Annotated in this window: 9 protein-coding genes and 1 pseudogene; 3 read left to right on the top strand and 7 right to left on the bottom strand. The window is 60.6% G+C overall.

Going from position 1 to position 19,636, the window contains the following annotated elements:
* Positions 1–437: 437 nt before the first annotated feature.
* Positions 438–2,318: a methyl-accepting chemotaxis protein gene (locus tag M9827_RS27330; RefSeq protein ID WP_250608309.1), complete on the top strand. Its 1,881-nt coding sequence runs from the start codon at positions 438–440 to the stop codon at positions 2,316–2,318.
* A gap of 111 nt (positions 2,319–2,429) precedes the next feature.
* Here the strand turns inward: M9827_RS27330 and M9827_RS27335 are convergent, their stop codons facing one another.
* From M9827_RS27335 to M9827_RS27355, 5 genes are all read right to left on the bottom strand, one after another.
* Complete coding sequence (locus M9827_RS27335) at positions 2,430–2,897, bottom strand: SRPBCC family protein (RefSeq protein WP_250608311.1); 468 nt, start codon at positions 2,895–2,897, stop codon at positions 2,430–2,432.
* A gap of 22 nt (positions 2,898–2,919) precedes the next feature.
* Positions 2,920–6,312 carry an amino acid adenylation domain-containing protein gene (locus M9827_RS27340; protein WP_250608313.1) on the bottom strand — a complete coding sequence of 1,131 codons (3,393 nt, stop codon included), beginning with the start codon at positions 6,310–6,312 and terminating at the stop codon, positions 2,920–2,922.
* Positions 6,313–6,325: 13 nt separating this feature from the next.
* Positions 6,326–7,255: a diiron oxygenase gene (locus M9827_RS27345; protein WP_250608315.1), complete on the bottom strand. Its 930-nt coding sequence runs from the start codon at positions 7,253–7,255 to the stop codon at positions 6,326–6,328.
* Positions 7,252–8,028 carry a DUF3050 domain-containing protein gene (locus M9827_RS27350; protein WP_250608317.1) on the bottom strand — a complete coding sequence of 259 codons (777 nt, stop codon included), beginning with the start codon at positions 8,026–8,028 and terminating at the stop codon, positions 7,252–7,254. Before M9827_RS27350 ends, M9827_RS27345 begins: the two co-directional genes overlap by 4 nt.
* A 743-nt stretch (positions 8,029–8,771) precedes the next feature.
* Positions 8,772–9,482, bottom strand: coding sequence for a GntR family transcriptional regulator (locus tag M9827_RS27355; protein ID WP_250608319.1), 711 nt, complete (start codon positions 9,480–9,482; stop codon positions 8,772–8,774).
* A gap of 196 nt (positions 9,483–9,678) precedes the next feature.
* Between M9827_RS27355 and lapG the strand changes: the two genes are divergently transcribed.
* Together lapG and lapD are read left to right on the top strand one after the other, a co-directional pair.
* Positions 9,679–10,371 (top strand): cysteine protease LapG, encoded by a 693-nt coding sequence (gene lapG / locus M9827_RS27360; protein ID WP_250608321.1) that lies wholly within the window; start codon positions 9,679–9,681, stop codon positions 10,369–10,371.
* Positions 10,372–10,385: 14 nt separating this feature from the next.
* Positions 10,386–12,332: a cyclic di-GMP receptor LapD gene (lapD, locus tag M9827_RS27365; protein WP_250608323.1), complete on the top strand. Its 1,947-nt coding sequence runs from the start codon at positions 10,386–10,388 to the stop codon at positions 12,330–12,332.
* Positions 12,333–12,611: 279 nt separating this feature from the next.
* Here the strand turns inward: lapD and M9827_RS27370 are convergent, their stop codons facing one another.
* Positions 12,612–12,950 carry a hypothetical protein gene (locus M9827_RS27370; RefSeq protein ID WP_007918987.1) on the bottom strand — a complete coding sequence of 113 codons (339 nt, stop codon included), beginning with the start codon at positions 12,948–12,950 and terminating at the stop codon, positions 12,612–12,614.
* A gap of 147 nt (positions 12,951–13,097) precedes the next feature.
* Positions 13,098–19,636, bottom strand: a pseudogene (locus M9827_RS27375) (LapA family giant adhesin); the annotation flags it as partial.

Here is a 19,636-nt window from a genome sequence, read left to right on the forward strand (position 1 = left end):
ATCGCCGATGGTAGTGTGGGGTTTCCCCATGTGAGAGTAGGTCATCGTCAAGATTAAATTCCGAAACCCCTGTCTGCTAACGCAGACGGGGGTTTTGTCATTTCAGGATCAGGTAAAGAAACGACAAAGCCAGCCCTTGAAACATCAGGGGCTGGCTTTTTTATGCACGGGAAAAAGGGTTACAGGATTCGAAACTGCTGCCGGAACATTGCTCCGGAGAAACACCGCGACGAAAGCTCTGGCACGCCGTTCGGCGGGAATCTGGCAGAAATACCATCCATTTCAAGCGTGGCCCTAAGATTTCTCCGACATGTGCCGACAGACTGATGAGACATGCGTGCACCAAAGTAGAGCGGCCAGAAGAACGCTGCCTGCGCTGTACATGGAATGTTGCATCCGGAACGCATCCCCACTTTTGGCATAAGAAGTCCCATGAAATGAATCTCAAGTTCAGCCATAAAATCCTGTTGGCCGCCTCGGGCGTCGTGGTCCTGGCGTTCGCGCTGTTCACCCTCTACAACGACTACCTGCAGCGAAACACCATTCGCCAGAACCTCCAGTCCTCCGTACAACAGGCCGGTGACTTGACCGCCAGCAGCGTGCAGAACTGGATGAGCGGGCGGATCCTGGTGCTGGAAAACCTCGCGCAGAACGTCGCCCATCAGGGCAAGGACGCCGACTTCCCGGGCCTCGTCGATCAGCCGGCCTTCACCTCGAACTTCCAGTTCACCTACGTCGGTCAGGCTAACGGTGTGTTCACCCAGCGCCCTGATGCGAAGATGCCGGACGGCTACGACCCGCGTCAGCGCCCGTGGTACAAGCAAGCCGTCGCGGCTGACAAAACCATGCTGACGCCGCCGTATATGGCTGCCGTCGGTGGACTGGTGGTGACCATCGCCATGCCGGTGAAAAAGAACGGCGAACTGCTCGGTGTGGTCGGTGGTGACCTGAGCCTGGAAACCTTGGTGAAGATCATCAATTCGGTGGACTTCGGTGGTCTCGGTCATGCGTTCCTGGTCAGCGCCGACGGTCAGGTGATCGTCAGCCCGGACAAAGATCAGGTCATGAAAAACCTGAAAGACATCTACCCGAACACCAGCGTACGCATCGAGAAGGGCAACCAGAACGTGGTGCTCAACGGTCAGGAGCGTATTTTGTCGTTTACTCCGGTCAGCGATCTGCCGAATGCGCAGTGGTACATCGGTCTGTCGATCGATCGCGACAAAGCCTACGCCGCACTCAGCCAATTCCGTACCTCGGCGCTGATCGCGATGTTTGTGGCTGTGGCCGCGATTGCCCTGCTGCTGAGCCTGTTGATCAACGTGTTGATGCGTCCGCTGACCACCATGGGCCGCGCGATGCAGGACATCGCTCAGGGCGAAGGCGACCTGACCCGTCGTCTGGTGGTCGAGAGCAAGGACGAGTTCGGTGAATTAGGCAGCGCCTTCAATCAGTTCGTTGAGCGGATTCACGCGTCGATTTCCGAAGTGTCTTCCGCCACCCGTCATGTGCACGACTTGTCGCAACGCGTAATGGCGTCGTCCAACGCTTCGATCATCGGTTCTGACGAGCAAAGTGCGCGCACCAACAGCGTCGCTGCCGCGATCAACGAATTGGGCGCGGCCACTCAGGAAATCGCCCGCAACGCTGCCGATGCTTCGCAGCACGCCAGCGGCGCCAGCGAGCAGGCCGATGACGGTCGTCAGGTGGTCGAGCAGACGATTCAGGCGATGACCGAGTTGTCGCAGAAGATCAGCCTGTCGTGCACGCAGATCGAAACCCTGAATGCCAGCACCGACAACATCGGCCACATCCTCGATGTGATCAAAGGCATCTCGCAACAGACCAACCTGCTGGCACTCAACGCTGCGATCGAAGCGGCGCGTGCCGGTGAAGCCGGACGTGGTTTTGCCGTGGTGGCGGACGAGGTGCGTAACCTGGCCCATCGCACCCAGGAATCGGCGGAAGAGATCCACAAGATGATCACGTCGTTGCAGATCGGTTCGCGCGAAGCGGTGACCACGATGAACGCCAGTCAGGCGTCCAGTGAGCAGAGCGTGGAAGTGGCCAATCAGGCCGGTTTGCGTCTGGTCAGCGTGACCCAGCGCATCGGTGAAATCGACGGCATGAACCAGTCGGTGGCCGCGGCCACGGAAGAGCAGACCGCCGTTGTGGAAACCCTCAACGTCGACGTCAATCAGATCAACCTGCTGAACCAGCAGAGCGTCGCTAACCTCAATGAAACGTTGAAGGATTGCGATGCGTTGTCGCAGCAGGCCAATCGCCTGAAGCAATTGGTCGACAGCTTCAAAATCTGACCGCGTTATTGTTCTTCGCGAGCAGGCTCGCTCCCACATTTGGAATGCATTTCTCTGTGGAAAAGAGCCTGCTCGCGAAAGCGGTCTAAAACTCACCGCAAAGCCGAAGCCTTAGACAAACAGCTTCAGCACATTCCCCATCGCATCATCCGCAAACCCCTGCACAAAATCCTTGAACCCCGGCAACGCCTCTTCACCGCCCGAAGCCGGCTCGGCAATGATCGTCCACGTCGCCCGAGACTTACCCGTGGCCAGCGATTCGACATTCATCGCCGCCCACAGATTCGCCACCCCCAACGTGTTGTAAATCGTCGTCCAGGTCATGCTTCGCGCCTGCTCATCGCGGGAGTTGAGTTGCTCGACCACCACATTGCCGTCCTTGAAAAATTTCTTGCGCAGCGAAGACACACCGTCGCCAGTCATTTCGATGTGCGACAGCGCCGGAATGAATCGGTCGAACCCGCCGAAGTTGCCGACCACCGCCCAGACTTGCGCTGCGTCCGTCGGTACTTCCACCGAAGAGACGACATGGCAGCCATGCGGGTTTTTGATCAGGGTATCGGGTTGCAGAGTGCTCATGGTGTTGCTCCTTTTTGATGGATCAGATGAAGTTGATTTCTTTCAGGTAGTCGCAGCCACGACGCAGCAGCGCCGGGGATTTCTGCGGGTAGTGCGCGCCCATCTGCTGCACGCCGGCCTCAGCGTTGGCGTGGCCGATCAGGGAGATGTCGCCGATGTCCTCTTCAAAGCCGTTGAGGTAGAAACCGAGCACACCGAACAGCGCGTTGTCGGCGTCGACGCGGTTCAGTTGCTGCTGCCAGTCGGCGACGCTGACCAGCGAGAACTCGCTGCCGGTTTCGCGGAACGACGCGACGTAGGCGTCCCAGCTCAAAGGCTCGGGGTTATGCAGATTGAACACCGCGCGGTCGGGCGAATAGCGGCTGGCGTGGAAGGCGATGAAGCGGGCGAGAAAGTCCACTGGCATCAGGTCGAAATTCAGCGCAAAGGCCGGCACCTGGCCGAGCTGGATCGAGCCTTTGAGCATCAGCATCAAACGGTTTTTGTGCGGCTGACAAACGCCGCTCAAGCTGTTGAAACTGATATTGCCGGGGCGATACAGATTGACCCGGACGCCGCGCTCCCGCGCCCGTTCAAGGATGCGCTCGCCGACCCACTTCGAGAGGTTGTAGCCGTTGCGAATGTAGATCGGTGGGGTCGTGGAGGCGGGCAGTTCCAGCACCCGTCCAGCATCGTCCACCGTGCTTGAAGCCGACAGCGTCGAGACGAAGTTGAAAACCTTTTTGCTCTGCCCTTCGCACAGGCGCAGCAGCGCGAAAACCGGTTCGACGTTGTCCGCCGCCAGCGACTCGTAATCAAGCACGTGATTGACGTTGGCGGCGTTGTGCACCAGCGCGCCGAAGTCGCGATCGAGGCGCTGATAATCGTCGTCATTCAGGCCCAACTGCGGACGCGTAATATCCGCCGCGTAAACCCGCACCCGGCTCAGATCCAGATGCTCCAGGCGGTTTTCCCGCAGTGACTCGGCGAAGCGTTGCGCTGCGGTTTTGCCGCCGCCATCGCGCACCAGACACGCCACTTCGCTGGCACCCCAACCGAGCAGCGCCTCAACGATGTGCACGCCGACAAAACTGTTGGCGCCGGTGACGATGACCTTGTGCACATCGCCCATGCGGCTGATCGGCAGCGGTTCGATTTCCAGCGCACGCTCGGCGTCGGCCATGGCCTGAGCGCTGAGTACGGCGCTGTCATCGGTGCCACGCACCAGCGTTGCCAGTTTGATGATGGTCGGCAGTTCGATGAAGCGGTTGATCGAGATGCTACGGCCGAACTCTTCACGCAAACGCAGCAACATGCGCGACAGCAGGATCGAGTGGCCGCCGAGATTGAAGAAGCTTTCGTCGGTGGATATGTCGCTGCTTGGCAGCTCCAGCAACTCCGCCCAGATCTCCAGCAGCAATGCTTCGTCGGCATTTGCCGGCAGGCATTTCGACCCGCTGTTCTGCACGCTCACCGGCAGCTCCAGCAGCGCTTTACGATCGACTTTGCCGTTGCTGGCGAATGGCATGCTCACCAGCTCGGTCCACGCCACCGGTTGCATGTAGTCCGGCAAAAACTGTCTGGCGTGAGCTTTCAGTGCTTCGCGCGCGGCTTCCGATTGCGGCTGGGCGAGGAACGCCAGAATGCGCCGCTGAGGGTCGATCACCACCGCCACTTGTCGGTACAACTGGCTCTCGCGCAGGCAGCGTTCGATTTCTTCCGGCTCGACCCGGAAGCCGCGGATTTTTACCTGATTGTCGCGGCGCCCGCACAGCTCGATACCGTGCTCACCCCACTTGGCCATGTCGCCGCTGCGGTAGGCGCGCAGCGTTTCGCCGTCCGGTAATTGCAGGGTCAGATAGCGCTCGGCGGTCTGCTGTGGATTGTTCAGATAACCGAGGCAGACGCCGGGCCCGACGATGAACAATTCACCGACGGTGTGCTCCGGTACCGGTTGCAAATCGTCATCGAGAATCAGCACCTGACTGTTGGCGATCGGCGCGCCGAGGCTGCGGTTGCTGTCACCGGGGACTAGCTGGCGGGCGGTGATCAGCACCGTGGCTTCGGTCGGGCCGTAGAGATTGTGCAGTGTGCCTTGGCGGGTCAGTTGCTCAATGACGAACGGCTCGCAGACGTCGCCACCGGTCATCACTTGCACACCTTCCAGTTGCTCCAGCGGCAGGATGCTCAACAGCGCCGGTGGCAGGAATGCGTGGGTCAGGTGTCGGCGGCGGATCAGCGCGATCAGTTGCAACGGATCTCGCCGTTGCGTGTCGTCGGGCACCACCAGTTCGGCACCTTCGAGCAGGGTCGGGAAGATGTCGATCAGCGACGAATCGAAGCTCAGCGACGAGAACTGCAAGACCCGACTTTCGCTCTGCAATTGCACGTAATCGGCGTACCACGCGGTGAAGTGCGCGAGGTTGGCCTGACTGAGCAGCACGCCCTTCGGATGCCCGGTGGTGCCCGAGGTGTAGAGCGCCATGCACGGCGCATCAAGTTCGGCGCGGCGGCGCATCAGCGGTTGGCGGAGATCTGCCTCGTCGCTATGAATGCGACTGACATCCAACCCCGCCATGGTTGCGCTGAGTGGATGCTCGCCGTCATGCAACAACAGCAGCGCACCGGCGTTTTGCAGAATGTATTGCTGGCGCTGCAGTGGATGACTCGGCTCCAGCGGCAGATATACCGCGCCGCTGCCGAGGATCGCCAGAATCGAGGCGAACAACGCCGGGCTTTTCGGCAGGCAGATGCCGACCACCCACGGTTGCGGATGTTGTTCGAGCAAGGGCAGCAAGCGCTGTTGAATCGCGCGGCTATGGGCGTGTAGCTGGCGATAGCTGATCGACTGTTCGGCGAGGTGCAGCGCCGGTCGCTCGGCGTGGCGAATCAAGCTTTGTTGCAGGCGCTCGATCACCGGGATTTGCGCCTGTCTCAGCAGCGCTGGATTGGCCGTTTCATTGAGGCGATGGACATAAGCCAGGCTGTCGAGAAACAGCAGGTTTTCCATTCGCTCGAAATCCGGCGCAGGCACTGACGCGGCCTGCTGCAGATAGTCAGCATCGCGGGAGACGCGGCTGACCAGCAACGCCACTTCATCGACCACCTGCGTCAGCACCCGTTGCCGCAGCGTCTGCCCGTTACCGCACGGCTCATCAGCAATCGGCACGCGGCTGATCAGTGACGAGCCGAGGAAGCACAGTAAATCGAGTGTCGGCAAACGGGCCGTTCGTTGCACGCCGACACCCAAACGCAGATGCAGGTGCGGGATCGAGCAGAAATCGCCGGCGCCGATAAAACCATCGTCGATGATCAGATCCACCGTCGCTGCACCGGCAGCGCTGCGTTGCAATGAGTGACCGTGTTGTTCCAGTTCCTGCGCCAGGTCGGTCATGGCCTGGCTGGTGCCAATCAGCAAAATGTCGAGACGTTTCATGTTGGCCTCCTCATCAAACCAGGTAGTCGCGCAGCGCTTGCTGCACGCAGGGCGTGTCGAGCAGCGAGCTGTTGTGGAAAAACTTGACGATGTTGCCTAGCAGCGGGTGATGGCGATTGATCGGGAACGCCAGCCCGGCCATCTCGTCCCTGAGAGAGCGGCGCGTGGCCTCGCTGACCGGCAGAGCGTCGATCAAGCGCAGGTCGAAGGATTTCTGGATGTCGTTGGTCAGGTAATGGCCGATGAACACCGGCAGAATCTGCGCGATGGTTTCGCGATCCGCCGCGTTGGCGGTGTGCCAATAGATGCGCACCATCCGCGCCCAGAAACTCGAATGGCGACCTTCGTCGAGCAAGTGATCGGCCATCAGGCCCTTGATCGACGGCTTGACCGTGTCATCGCGGGCGAACGCGGCAACATCACCGGTCACGGTGTTTTCGGCGATGGCCACGCAGATCAATTCCACCGCGCTGCGCAGGTGCTCCGGCGCCAGTGCGACGGCAGCGGGGATGGCCCGGCTCAGTTCGATCTGATCGGGCAACTGAATGGGTTCGATACCGGTCATCGCTACCGTTTGCTGCATGAAATCCATCGCCACCAGGGCGTGGTAGTCCTCGTCGACCACCACGGTCATCGCGTCGTAACGACAGGCAAACGGGAAGGCCACGGCGAAGCGATTCTTGGCGATGCTGCGCGCGGTCTTGTCGACGATCTCGGTCTCGAAAATCACCACGTCGTTGATGAACTTGTACAGCGTCTGCACCAAGGCGAAATCACGCTGTTGCGGGCACTCGCGCAGGAAGGTTTCGCTGAGCACTAGCGGCTGGCGGCTGAGCGGATAGATCAGGCGCTCGTCGTCTTCGAGCACGCGCCGCGGGCGGGTGCGGATGGTCGCGCGGTTCTCCCAGGCGTCGGCAAAGGATTGATAGTCGGCGGCGTTCATTGGGCCACCTCCGCCAGCGGCTCGCGCATGCTCACACGCAGGCCGTCCCACAGGGCGATGCGACTCTCCACGGCGGCGATGGCGCTGGCGTAGACCTCGGCCTCGCGCTGCGGATCGCCGTCGACCAGGCGTTCGAGCAGGTGTTCCGCCGCCGGGCCGTGGTCTTCGGAGTCGACCTCGATGTGGCGCTGCAGGTAATAGCGGAAGGTCGGCGCCTGTTCGATACCGATACCCCAGTCGTCAAGAATGCGCTGGAACATGGTCGGGATCACGCTTTCGCGGCCATGCAGAAACGCCGCCGCCACGCTGTGTCCCGGTGCATTCAGGGCGGTGCGCAGGGTGTCGCGGACAAACTGCGCGGCGGCCGGATCTACCTCGACGCTTTGCAGCGCGACGTCATAGCTCACGCCTTCCTGTTGCAGGGCCACAAAGCGCTCCACGGCCGTGGTGCTCGCGCCGATTTCGCGCATCGCATCCAGGTACAACTCGAAATGGCTGTAATGCCCTTCGGTCAGACGATCATCCGATTCTTCGCCGAGGACGATTTCGTTGATCAGCCGGGCGGCATGAGGATCGCGCGGCGGCAACCACGGCAATCGGGTACAGGTCAGTTCCTGCTGCAGGCGTTTGGTCAGCGACATGAAATCCCATACGGCAAATACGTGGGTTTCCATGAAACGACGCAACACCGACAACGAGGTGATCTCGGAAAAGATCGGGTGAATGCTAAGTTCGGCTTTTTTCAGGGCGAGTTGGTTCTTAGTGGGCATCATGATGTCCTTTATCGTTGATATGAAATGGAACTGCTCTGCAACTGCGCAATCAATGGAACTACGGCTTACTTGTTTTCTGTCGACAGACGACAGCCTTCCTTCCTGATAGGTAAGTGCGGGCCTGATATGCATGTGACATGGCGTCATGTCTGCCCATAAAGCGCTGCTGCTGTAACGCGGGCAATGGGCTGCTGCCGAGTTGAGGGGTGAAGTTCAAACTTGGCGAGGAAAAGCTAATACACCGACAAAGTATTTAACAAGTATATTTTTAATTATTTTAAGTTGGCTGTTTTTTGAAGTTGAGTAGTTCCGATAAAACTTCTGGGTGAAGTTTTATTTGGGCGTAGTTACTCCTTTCGGCGAATAACAGCCAAAATTGGTCAACAAGAGTGAATGCCTCACTCGAAGCAACTTTCCAATCAAAAGAATTGAATGATTAAGAGAGGCGGAAGTTGGCCGTGACCCCGCGCCATGACTTCCTTTTTCCCGTGGCAAGGCTCCTTCCGTAGGTTCCTGATGCGGGGACTGCGCCGGCAGCGCGACGCGTCGCCCGTTCTTTATAGGGTGGCGGTTCAAGAGTGCGGGTAAATTTGCGCCACGGCTATGACCGATTCATCAGCGGTAACGTGCAAATATCGGACTGAACGGCGCAGGGGAGGTTAGAGCGGGCATGCGGCCGCCCACCCGAGGGTTGGCGGATCGCTGGAGGATTTGTAAGCGGGTGATTCGCGAAGGATGTGGGCTCAGCGCGCGGCTTGGCGGCTTTGCGCGGCGGGAGTGGCAAGATAGCGGGTGATCACTTCGACGCCCCGATTGAGGTGCTGCTCAAGGCGTTTGATCGACAGCTCGGTGTCGCGATCCTGCACGGCTTGGAGCATCGCCCGGTGATCGTCCTGGGACAATTTGCCCAAGCCCATGGCCTCAAGGTTGAAGCGCAGAAAACGTTCTTCTTCGTTGAGCCCGTCTTCGACCAGGCGCAGCAAGCGTTGGTTGGGCGCCTTGCTGTACAGGGCCATGTGGAACAAACGGTTGAGCCGGCCGATTTCCGTGTAATCGTGCTGCGCCTCCAGCTCTTCGATGTAATCGGCTGCGCGTGCGTGGTCGGCAGCGGTCAGCAGCGGAATCGACTGACGCAGGGCTTCGGATTCGAGCAGGATGCGCAGCTCGTAGGTTTCGGTGGCATCCCCTTGAATCAACGGCGCGACCACTGCGCCTTTGTGCGTGGTCACGCTGAGCAGTTCCTGGGCTTCGAGCTGGCGCAACGCCTCGCGCACTGGCATGCGGCTGACGCCGAACAGATCGGCCAGATCCTGCTGACGCAGCGCCGTGCCGCAGGGCAGACGACCATCGAGGATTGCCGAGCGCAGGGTTTCTTCGATCACCGACCGGGCCAGATGAGCAGGAATCGGTCCATCGACTTTAATGCTGTGCAGCGGTTTGGGCTTCTGTGTCACGACTACGCACCCTGTAGGTCGGCCTGATTTGGATCCAAATGACACTAGTGATTGCTCTACAGCTTGTCAAACCTTGTAAAACATCGCTGTGCCAACTGAAGTTTAGCGCGCCAAGCATGATCTCATGGTGCCATTGTTTTTTGCCGGGCTAAGCTTCACCATCAAACGCTTTCCTTCCTGCCCCTGGAAACCTGCTGTGGCGGTACGTTTCGTGATCCCCCGGACCCTGCGCTGGCTTGGCTGCGCATTGCTGCTGGCCAGCCTTATGCTGGGCGGTCTGCATGCCGATTGGGATTTTTCCACGATCAGCCGCAAAGCCACGGCACTGTACGGGCCGCTGGGTGCCGGCCAGCAGCGTATCGATGCCTGGCAGAATCTGCTGGCCACGCAGAAACAGGTCAGCGAGATGGAAAAGCTCAAAGTGGTGAACCTGTTCTTCAACAAACAGGTGCGCTATGTGGAGGACATTGATCTGTGGCACGAGGTCGATTACTGGGAAACTCCGATCGAAGCCTTATGGAAAGGCGCCGGCGACTGCGAAGACTATGCGATCGCCAAGTATTTCAGCCTGCGTCACCTCGGGGTTTCCAGTGACAAGCTGCGCATTACCTATGTCAAAGCGTTGCGCCAGAACCGCGCGCACATGGTCCTGACTTACTATGCCACCCCCGATGCCATGCCGCTGGTGCTCGACAGCCTGATCGACCCGATTCAGCCGGCGTCGCAGCGAACCGATTTGCTGCCGGTCTACTCTTTCAATGCCGAAGGCCTTTATTTGCCGGGGGCCAAGGGCAACAAAAAGGTCGGTGATACCAAACGCCTGTCGCGCTGGCAGGATGTCTTGAAAAAAATGCAGGCCGAAGGTTTCCCGGTCGAGACGACTAACTAGGAGCATGCGCTCAGATGTCTTTGTTCAAACAGCTGTTGATCGCTATCTGTCTGTTCCTGGTGGTCGCCTTCACCGGCAGCTTCATGGTCAGTCTGGAGAGCTCGCGCACCCAGTACGTCAACCAGTTGCGCTCCCACGCCCAGGACGCTGCGACGGCGCTGGCCTTGTCGCTGACGCCGAATATCGACGACCCGGCCATGGTCGAGTTGCTGGTCAGCTCGATTTTCGACAGCGGTTATTACGCGAGCATCCGCGTGGTCGATCTGAAGACTGACCAGACGATTGTTGAGCGCAACGGCATTCCGGCCGTCACCAACGTGCCGGACTGGTTCGTCAAGCTGATCGGCCTGGAGCCGGCCGGTGGCGACGCGCTGGTCAGCCGTGGCTGGGAGCAGGCGGCGCGGGTCGAGGTGGTCAGCCACCCGATGTTCGCCGTCGCCAAGCTGTGGCAGAGCGCCTTGGGCAGCCTTGGCTGGCTGCTGATCTGCGGTGCGATCAGTGCGGCGCTCGGTGCGCTGCTGTTGCGCCGGCAGTTGAAGCCGCTGGATTACATGGTCAAGCAGTCCCATGCCATCGCCCGTCGCGAATTCCTCAGCCTGCCGGAATTGCCGCGCACCCCGGAGTTGCGCCGCGTGGTGCAAGCGATGAACCAGATGGTCGAGAAGCTCAAGGCGCTGTTCCAGGAGCAGGCCGAGCGCAGCGAGAAACTGCGCGCCGAGTCCTATCAGGACAACCTCACGGGGCTTGCCAACCGGCGCTATTTCGAAATGCAGTTGAACAACCGGGTGAGTAACCCGGAGCAGGCCAGTTCCGGTTATCTGCTGCTGTTGCGGGTCAAGGATCTGGCCGGACTCAACCAGCGTCTGGGTGGTCAGCGCACCGATGAATTGTTGAAAGCGGTCGGCGAGCAATTGTCTCGCGAATGCGCCAAATACCCGGAAACCCAGAACCTCGTCACCCGTATTCGTGGCGGTGAGTTTGCCGTGCTGGCGCCGGGGCTGGTCCGTGAGGAAGCGCTGCAACTGGCGCAGAACCTCGACAATGCTTTGAGCAGTCTGCACGCCACCGGGGCGACCGACGTGGCTGCCGTGGCGTCGATCGGCCTGGCACCGTTCACCCACGGCGATTCGCCGCAACAAGTACTGACACTCGGTGATCAGGCGCTGGCGCAGGCCGAAGGGCAAGGCGAGCAGAATTGGGCGTGCATCGATCAGAGTCTGACGGCGGATGTCGGTGACGATCACCACGCCTGGCACCGTTTGCTCGATCAGGCCTTGAGCCAGCAGCGTTTCGAACTGTATTTCCAGCCGGTGGTGGCTGCCGCCGACACGCAACTGGTGCTGCATTACAAAGTGCTTTCACGCCTGCTCGATGATCAGGGCCAGACCATCCCGGCCGGGCGCTTCCTGCCGTGGCTGGAACGCTTCGGCTGGACCGCACGCCTCGATCGCCTGATGCTCGAACGCGTGCTGGAGCAGATGAAAGAACATGAGGAGTCGCTGGCGCTGAACCTGTCCTCGGCGACCCTGGCTGACCCGCAGGCGTTGAACAAAGTCTTCGAAATTCTGCGTGCGGATTCCAATCTGGGCGAGCGCCTGACCCTGGAAATCGGCGAGGAGCAATTGCCCGAACAAGCGGTGCTGGAGCAGTTGACCCGACGCTTGCGTGAGCTGGGCTTCTCACTGAGCCTGCAACGCTTTGGTGGTCGCTTCAGCATGATCGGCAACCTGGCACGGTTGGGCCTGGCGTACCTGAAGATCGACGGCAGCTACATCCGCGCGATTGATCAGGAGAGTGACAAGCGCTTGTTTATCGAAGCGATCCAGCGCGCCGCGCACAGCATTGATCTGCCGCTGATTGCCGAGCGGGTCGAGACAGAAGGGGAATTGTCGGTGATTCGCGAGATGGGCTTGTATGGGGTTCAGGGGCAGTTGTTTGGTGAGCCGAAGCCTTGGCGGTGAGTCATTGCAAAAGCAACCCTCACCCTAGCCCTCTCCCAGAGGGAGAGGGGACTGATCGGGGGATATTCGCGAGATACGCCGATGTGAACGATTTGTTTTGAATCCATAATCGACCCGATTTCTCAGGTCGATGTGCGACGCCAGACACCTCGGTCAGCCCCTGCTGACTCTATAATCGACCCGGTTTTTCAGGTCGATGTATGACGCCAGACACCTCGGTCGGCCCCCTCTCCCGGAGGGAGAGGGCTGGGGTGAGGGTAGGCTTTTGATTACGGGGGATCAGATCAACCCGCCCTCATCCTCATCGATCAACTGGCTCAATCCGCCCAATGCTTCACGCGCCTGGGTCCGGTCCATCAGTTTGGCCTGGGCCGCCGGTGGCAGGTCGGTGACGCGGATCACGCCTTTCTGGGTCAGCACCTGAATCAGGTCGTCGAGTACCCGAATCATTTCGAAGTCGCTCTGCTTGAGCTGCTTCAGGCTTGTTTCCACCACTTCATTGGCGAACCAGGCCTGGATTTCATGGCTGTCGGCCGGCAGCGTTTCCGTGGCCTCGGCGTAGGCCGCGGCTTCCACGCGAATCAACAGACCTTGCGCATCGCGTTGCACGTAAAACATTGAGCATCCCTCAGAAATGAACCAGCGTCATGCTGTCAGCAGCATAGTCAACTGTGCGCGAGTATGCGGGGCGGCGACGCAATCGTCACCGCTGCGATAAGCACAAACGTGACGGCCGCCCCATCGGGGCGGCCGTTTTGTTCACGATCAGCTGTTGTTGTGATCGACCTTGATGGTCGGGTCGCTGCCGGCAATCAGGTTGTGAATGTTGGCGCTCGACCAGTTGTTGCCTTCCAGTTTGATCGTCACGTCCGGAGTCGCGGCAGCGGCGTCGCCGGAGTTGAACTTGCCCGCCGAGCTGACTTGCAGCGACGACGTGCCGTCGACCGTGGTGATCTTCAGGAAGTTGTCGATGGTGCTGCCGGTCTCGCCCTGCAAAAGATCGCGCAGATCGATACGGTCACCTTCGCTGGCGTTGAAATCCTTGATCACGTCGTTGCCGGTGTCGCCCGACTTCCAGACGAAGGTGTCGGCACCGGAACCGCCGATAAGGATGTCATTACCCTGGCCGCCGATCAGCGTGTCGTTGCCGGTGCCGCCGAGCAGGATGTCATTGCCTTTGCCGCCATCGAGCAGGTCGTTGCCGCCCGAGCCGAACAGAATGTCATTGCCCGCGCCACCCAACAGTGTGTCGTTGCCGTCATGCGCACCGGAGACATCGAACGCCTGATAGTGCTCGGTGATGTACTGGTGCACGTTGCTGGTGGTGACCTTACTGACGTCGACCCCGGTTTCCTTGGCGACGAACGCCTGCATCGCCTGATAACCCTCGCCGGCGATGCCGTTGAAGCTCACCAGATCGCCGAACAGGATGTCGTTGCCGTCGCCACCGCTGACGGTGTCGTTGCCCGGCATCGTCGCTTCGGTGTGGCCGATGATCGAGTTGGCCAGATCCTTCGGATCGATGTTGGTCTGCGGTGTTTTATCCGAATCGTAAGGCTTCAGATCGTTGAGGCTGACGCCGCTGTTGAGGCCGATGGCTTCGACGTTCGACAGGCCGCTGAGCAAGGTGAAGCTGCTGTTGGAGTTATCGGTGGTCGCTGATGTGGTGCTGTTACCAGTACCTGCCAGGCTCGATAACTCGTAGGTGCCATCGCCCTGAGCGTGAACGGTGCCCAGGTTGGTGGTGCTCCAGCCGCGGCCGTTGTAAGTCTGCAACTGGGCATAACCGCTGGCGGTGATGCTCAGGTAATGCGTGTTGTCGATGTACGTGCTGAAAGTGTCGCCCAGCTTGTAGTTGCTGGTCGTCACTACGCTGTCGAACTTCACGTTGCCGTACAGCGTCGGGTTGGTCGACTCGCCGGTCTGGTAGTAGGTCGGCTGGCCGTCGGTGATGAAGTACGTGAGGTTTTTCGCCCCGGTGTTGGCCACGGCTTCCGTGCTCTGGAAGAAGTTGGCCGTGGTCTTGAACACGTCTTCATAGTTGGTACCGCCGCCGGACGCCATCGAGTCCAGTACCGCTTTGAGCTTGGTCAGCGCGTTCGGGTCGTTGAGATTCACCGACACCGACTTGTTGACCTGGGTATCGAAGTCCACCAGGAAGATGTTCACCGTACCCGAGTTGCTGCCGCCCAGGCTCTGCTTGAGGGTGTTGAACACCGAGGTCAGCGAGTCCTTGGCCGCGTTGAGCGACGAGGTGCTCATACTGCCCGAGCTGTCGACCATGAAGGCGATGTTGTAGTTGGTGCCAGGCACCACGGTCAGGCCGCCAATGTCGGCGACGATGATGTCGTTGCCATCGGTACCGGTAACGGTGTCATCGGCCGAGGTGGCGACAATGGAGTTGTAGACCGCCGGCACCACCGTGACCGGAATGGTCGCGGTGCTGCTCGCCGAACCGCCGACCATCTCGGTGGAGGTCGAGGTCACGGTCAGGTTGAACTGGCCGTTGTAGTACGGCGGCGGTGTCACGGTCAGGCTGCCGAGGTTCCAGCCGGTGACGTTGGCGTCGCCGCTGCTGGCGGTGACGGTGAAAGTATGGCCCGCGCCATCGCTGAGCACCGAGCCGACTGGCGCGCCGCTGATCTTCACGCTCAGGATTTCCGAGCCGTCGGTGTCCGTCAGGGCGGTGGTGATCGCCGACAGTTTCACCGTGGTGCCTTCGGCGCCGGTGTTGAGTTTGTAGCCGTCGTAATAGCCTTCGCCATTGCTGCCGTGCAGATCGGAGACGGTCACGCCCGAGTTCACCAGATCCTGCACGCCGGTGTAGATCGGCACGCCGGCGCTGCTCAGGTCGATCGGCGTGCTGCCGTTGACCGACAGGTTGACGTCATAGCTGCCCGGGCCGCTCTGGTTGTGGTGGTAGATGTCCAGCGTGTAGTAACCGCTGGTGGTCGGGGTGAACGAACCGTTGATCGCACCGCCCGCGCCCCAGGTACCCGAAGCCACGCTCTTGCCGCCAATGGTGATCAGCAGACTGTCGTCAGCCACACCGCTGAAGGAGTAGGTCTTGCCGGCTTCCAGGTAGATCAGGCCCGAAGTTTTCGACGCCGTACCGGCAGTCACGCTGCCGTCCGACTGCACGTTGTTCACGTTGGTGCTGGTGTTCGGGGTGCCGGCGCCGTCGATCACGTTTTTCAGGGTGGTCGAATTCGCGCCGCTGCCGTCGGTGCCCAGACCCGCCAGGCCGGTCCAGACTTCCTTGACCAGGCCGGTCGACTTCACGCTGTTGTCGGCCACGCTCACGGTTGGCGCATCCGCCACCGGGGTGATGTCGATCTTCACGGTGCCGGTGTTGCCCAGCAGTTGGCCGTCGGTTGGCTGGAACTTGATCTGTGCGTAGTCCGCTTGATTGTTGCCCACACCGCTGCCGCCGTAACCGTTGACGCCCGACTCGTTGGCATCCGGCAGGAAGCGCAGCTTGCCGGCGTCGATGTCCGCCTTGCTGAAGGTCTGGTTGTTGGCGACGTCTTTCCAGGTCGAGCCGTCCAGGTACTGCAGTTTGCCTTCGCCCGGCAGCTGGGTGATTTTGATGCCAAGGCTGCTGGCCGGGCTGTCGACGTCGGTCACACCGAAAGTCGACCAGCCGAGTACCAGCGGGGTGTCTTCGGTGCCGGTGACATTGCTCGGTGCAGCGACCGGTGCGTCGTTGACCGCCACCACGTTGACCGTGGTGGTCGCGGTGTTGGAGTAGTTGCCGCCATCGGTCACGGTCACGGTAATGATCCGCGGCACGGTGCTCGGGTTTTCACTGCTGTTGGTGAAGCTGATGTTCTTGATGGCCTGCATGTAGTCGGCCAGCGTCGCGTTGCCCGACAGGGTCAGGGTCACGGTGCCGTTGGTGCTGTTGGCATTGATGGTGATGCCGTTGACGCTGTTGCCCAGGTTCAGCGCATCGCCGTCCTGACGGTTGGTCAGAACCACGGTAGCACCGGTGAGCATGGTGCTGTCCGGGTCGGTGATGCTGATGTCAGTGTCGGCAATCGACACACCTGCGCCCGGGGTGTTTTCGGTGAAGGTCACCTTGTAGTCGGCACCCGTCGCACCGCTGGAGTTGTTGGCGTCCAGGTCGAGCACAGGCGGCGCATCGTTGTCGATGATCGAAGTGCTGACGCTGCCATTGGTGCTGCTGACTGCGAGGTTCTCGAAGTTGCCGCCGGTGGCCGAATCGATCTTGACCACGAAGTTCTCGGTGCCTTCGGTGATCTTGTCATCGATGGTGGCGACGTTGAACTGCGCGCTGCTCGCACCTGCCGGGATCTTCACGGTGTACACGCCGGTGAAGTCCGAACCGTCGGCGGCGGTACCGCTGTAGACGATTTTCAGGGTCACTTCGGTTTGCGCCGGGTGGTTCAGGCTGACCGTGTAGCTGGCGGTCTGGCCTTCGGTCACCGAGCTGCTGCCAGTAATGCTGACCGTGGTGGTGTCGACCGTGTCGGTGACGTTGGTCACGGCTGGCGTGGTGCTGGTCACCAGATTTTCAAAGCTGCCGCCGCTGGTGCCGGTGATGGTCGCCTGCACGGTGCCGGCGTCTTTATAGACGTCGTCAGCTGGTGCCGGAACAGTCACGGTGCCGGTGGTTTTACCCGCTTCGATGGTGATCACCGAGCCGTTGCTCAGGGTCACGGTCACTGGACTGCCGGCCGCGTTGGTCAGGGTTGCGGTGTAGGTGATCTGGCCACCCTCAGCCACGGTGCCAGTCGCGGACAGCGACAGGTTGGTGGTGTCGACGGTGTCGGTCACGGTAGTGCTGACCGGGGTTTTGTCGGCGACCAGATTTTCGTAGTTGCCACCAGTGGCGTTGGTGATCGAGTTGGTCAGTGGCGCGTGGCCGGTCAACGCATCGTTCGGTGCGGTAGTGGTGGCGGTGCCAGTGGTCTGGCCAACACCGATGGTGATGGTCTGACCGTTGGCCAGCGTTACCACAACTGGCGAGCCAGTCACTGGAGCACCGACCGTGGCGGTGTAGACGACGTTGCCGCCTTCTGCCGCCGTGGCCGTTGCCGTCAGTTTGACGGTGGTGGTGTCGATGGTGTCGGTGACGCTGGTCACGGCTGGCGTCGTGCTCGGCACCAGATTTTCGAAGTTGCCACCGGTGGCGTTGCTGATCGTTGCTTGCACGGTGCCGGCGTCTTTGTAGACGTCGTCAGCCGGTGCCGGAACAGTCACGGTGCCAGTGGTTTTGCCGGCGTCGATGGTGATCACGGCGCCGTTGGACAAAGTCACGGTCACTGGCGAGCCAGCGGCGTTGGTCAATGTTGCGGTGTAAACAATCGAACCGCCTTCAGCCACCGAGCCAGTCGCGCTCAGCGACAGGTTGGTGGTGTCGACGGTGTCGGTCACGTTAGTGCTGACTGGGGTCTTGTCGGCCACCAGATTCTCGTAGTTACCACCGGTCACGTTGGTGATCGAGTTGGTCAGCGGAGCGTGGCCAGTCAATGCGTCGTTTGGCGCCGTGGTGGTCGCGGTGCCTGTGGTCTGGCCAACACCGATGGTGATGGTCTGACCGTTGGCCAGCGTTACAACCACCGGTGAACCGGTCACCGGAGCACCGACGGTCGCGGTGTAGACGACGTTGCCGCCCTCTGCCGCTGTGCCGGTAGCCGTGAGTTTTACAGTCGTGGTGTCGATGGTGTCGGTAACGCTGGTGACGGCTGGAACAGTGCTCGGCACCAGGTTTTCGAAGTTGCCACCGGTGGCGGTGCTGATGGTCGCCTGCACGCTGCCGGCGTCTTTGTAGACGTCGTCGGCTGGCGCTGGAACGGTCACTGTGCCGGTGGTTTTGCCGGCGTCGATAGTGATCACGGCGCCGTTTGACAAGGTTACGGTCACTGGCGAACCAGCGGCGTTGGTCAGCGTGGCGGTGTAGATGATCGAGCCACCCTCAGCGACCGAGTTGGTAGCGCTCAGGGACAGGTTGGTGGTGTCGACGGTGTCGGTCACGTTGGTGCTGACCGGGGTTTTGTCGGCCACGAGGTTCTCGTAGTTGCCGCCCGTCACGTCGGTGATCGCGTTGGTCAGCGGTGCGTGACCGTTCAAGGCGTCGTTCGGTGCGGTGGTGGTCGCGGTCCCTGTGGTCTGGCCGACACCGATGGTGATGGTCTGACCGTTAGCCAGCGTTACCACAACTGGCGAGCCAGTCACTGGAGCACCGACCGTGGCGGTGTAGACGACGTTGCCGCCTTCTGCCGCAGTCGCCGTGGCCGTCAGTTTGACGGTGGTGGTGTCGATGGTGTCGGTGACGCTGGTCACGGCCGGCGTCGTGCTCGGCACGAGGTTTTCGAAGTTGCCACCCGTGGCGTTGCTGATCGTCGCCTGCACTGTACCGGCGTCTTTGTAGACATCGTCGGCTGGAGCTGGAACGGTCACTGTGCCGGTGGTTTTGCCAGCGTCGATGGTGATCACGGCGCCGTTCGACAGAGTCACGGTGACTGGCGAGCCAGCGGCGTTGGTCAGGGTCGCGGTGTAAACAATCGAACCGCCTTCAGCGACCGAATTGGTAGCGCTGAGCGACAGATTGGTCGTGTCGACAGTGTCGGTCACGGTAGTGCTGACCGGCGTTTTGTCAGCCACGAGGTTTTCGTAGTTACCGCCGCTGACGTCGGTGATCGCTTTGGTCAGCGGTGCGTGACCGTTCAAGACGTCGTTTGGAGCGGTAGTGGTTGCGGTGCCGGTGGTCTGGCCAACACCAATGGTGATGGTCTGACCGTTCGACAGGGTTACCACGACTGGCGAACCGGTTACTGGTGCGCCGACGGTTGCGGTGTAGACGACATTGCCGCCTTCTGCGGCAGTGGCGGTGGCGGTCAGTTTCACCGTGGTGGTGTCGATGGTATCGGTGACGCTGGTGATAGCCGGCGTCGTGCTTGGTACCAGGTTTTCGAAGTTGCCACCGGTGGCGGTGCTGATCGTCGCTTGTACGGTGCCGGCGTCTTTATAGACGTCATCAGCCGGGGCCGGGACAGTCACGGTGCCAGTGGTTTTGCCGGCGTCGATGGTGATCACGGCGCCGTTGGACAAAGTCACGGTCACTGGACTGCCGGCCGCGTTGGTCAGAGTTGCGGTGTAGGTGATCTGGCCACCCTCAGCCACGGTGCCAGTCGCGGACAGCGACAGGTTGGTGGTGTCGACGGTATCCGTGACGGTGGTCGATACCGGGGTCTTGTCGGCCACCAGATTCTCGTAGTTGCCGCCGGTCACGTTGGTGATCGAGTTGGTCAGTGGCGCATGACCGGTCAATGCATCGT

The organism is Pseudomonas sp. AKS31, from assembly GCF_023634765.1.
Lineage (GTDB): Bacteria > Pseudomonadota > Gammaproteobacteria > Pseudomonadales > Pseudomonadaceae > Aquipseudomonas.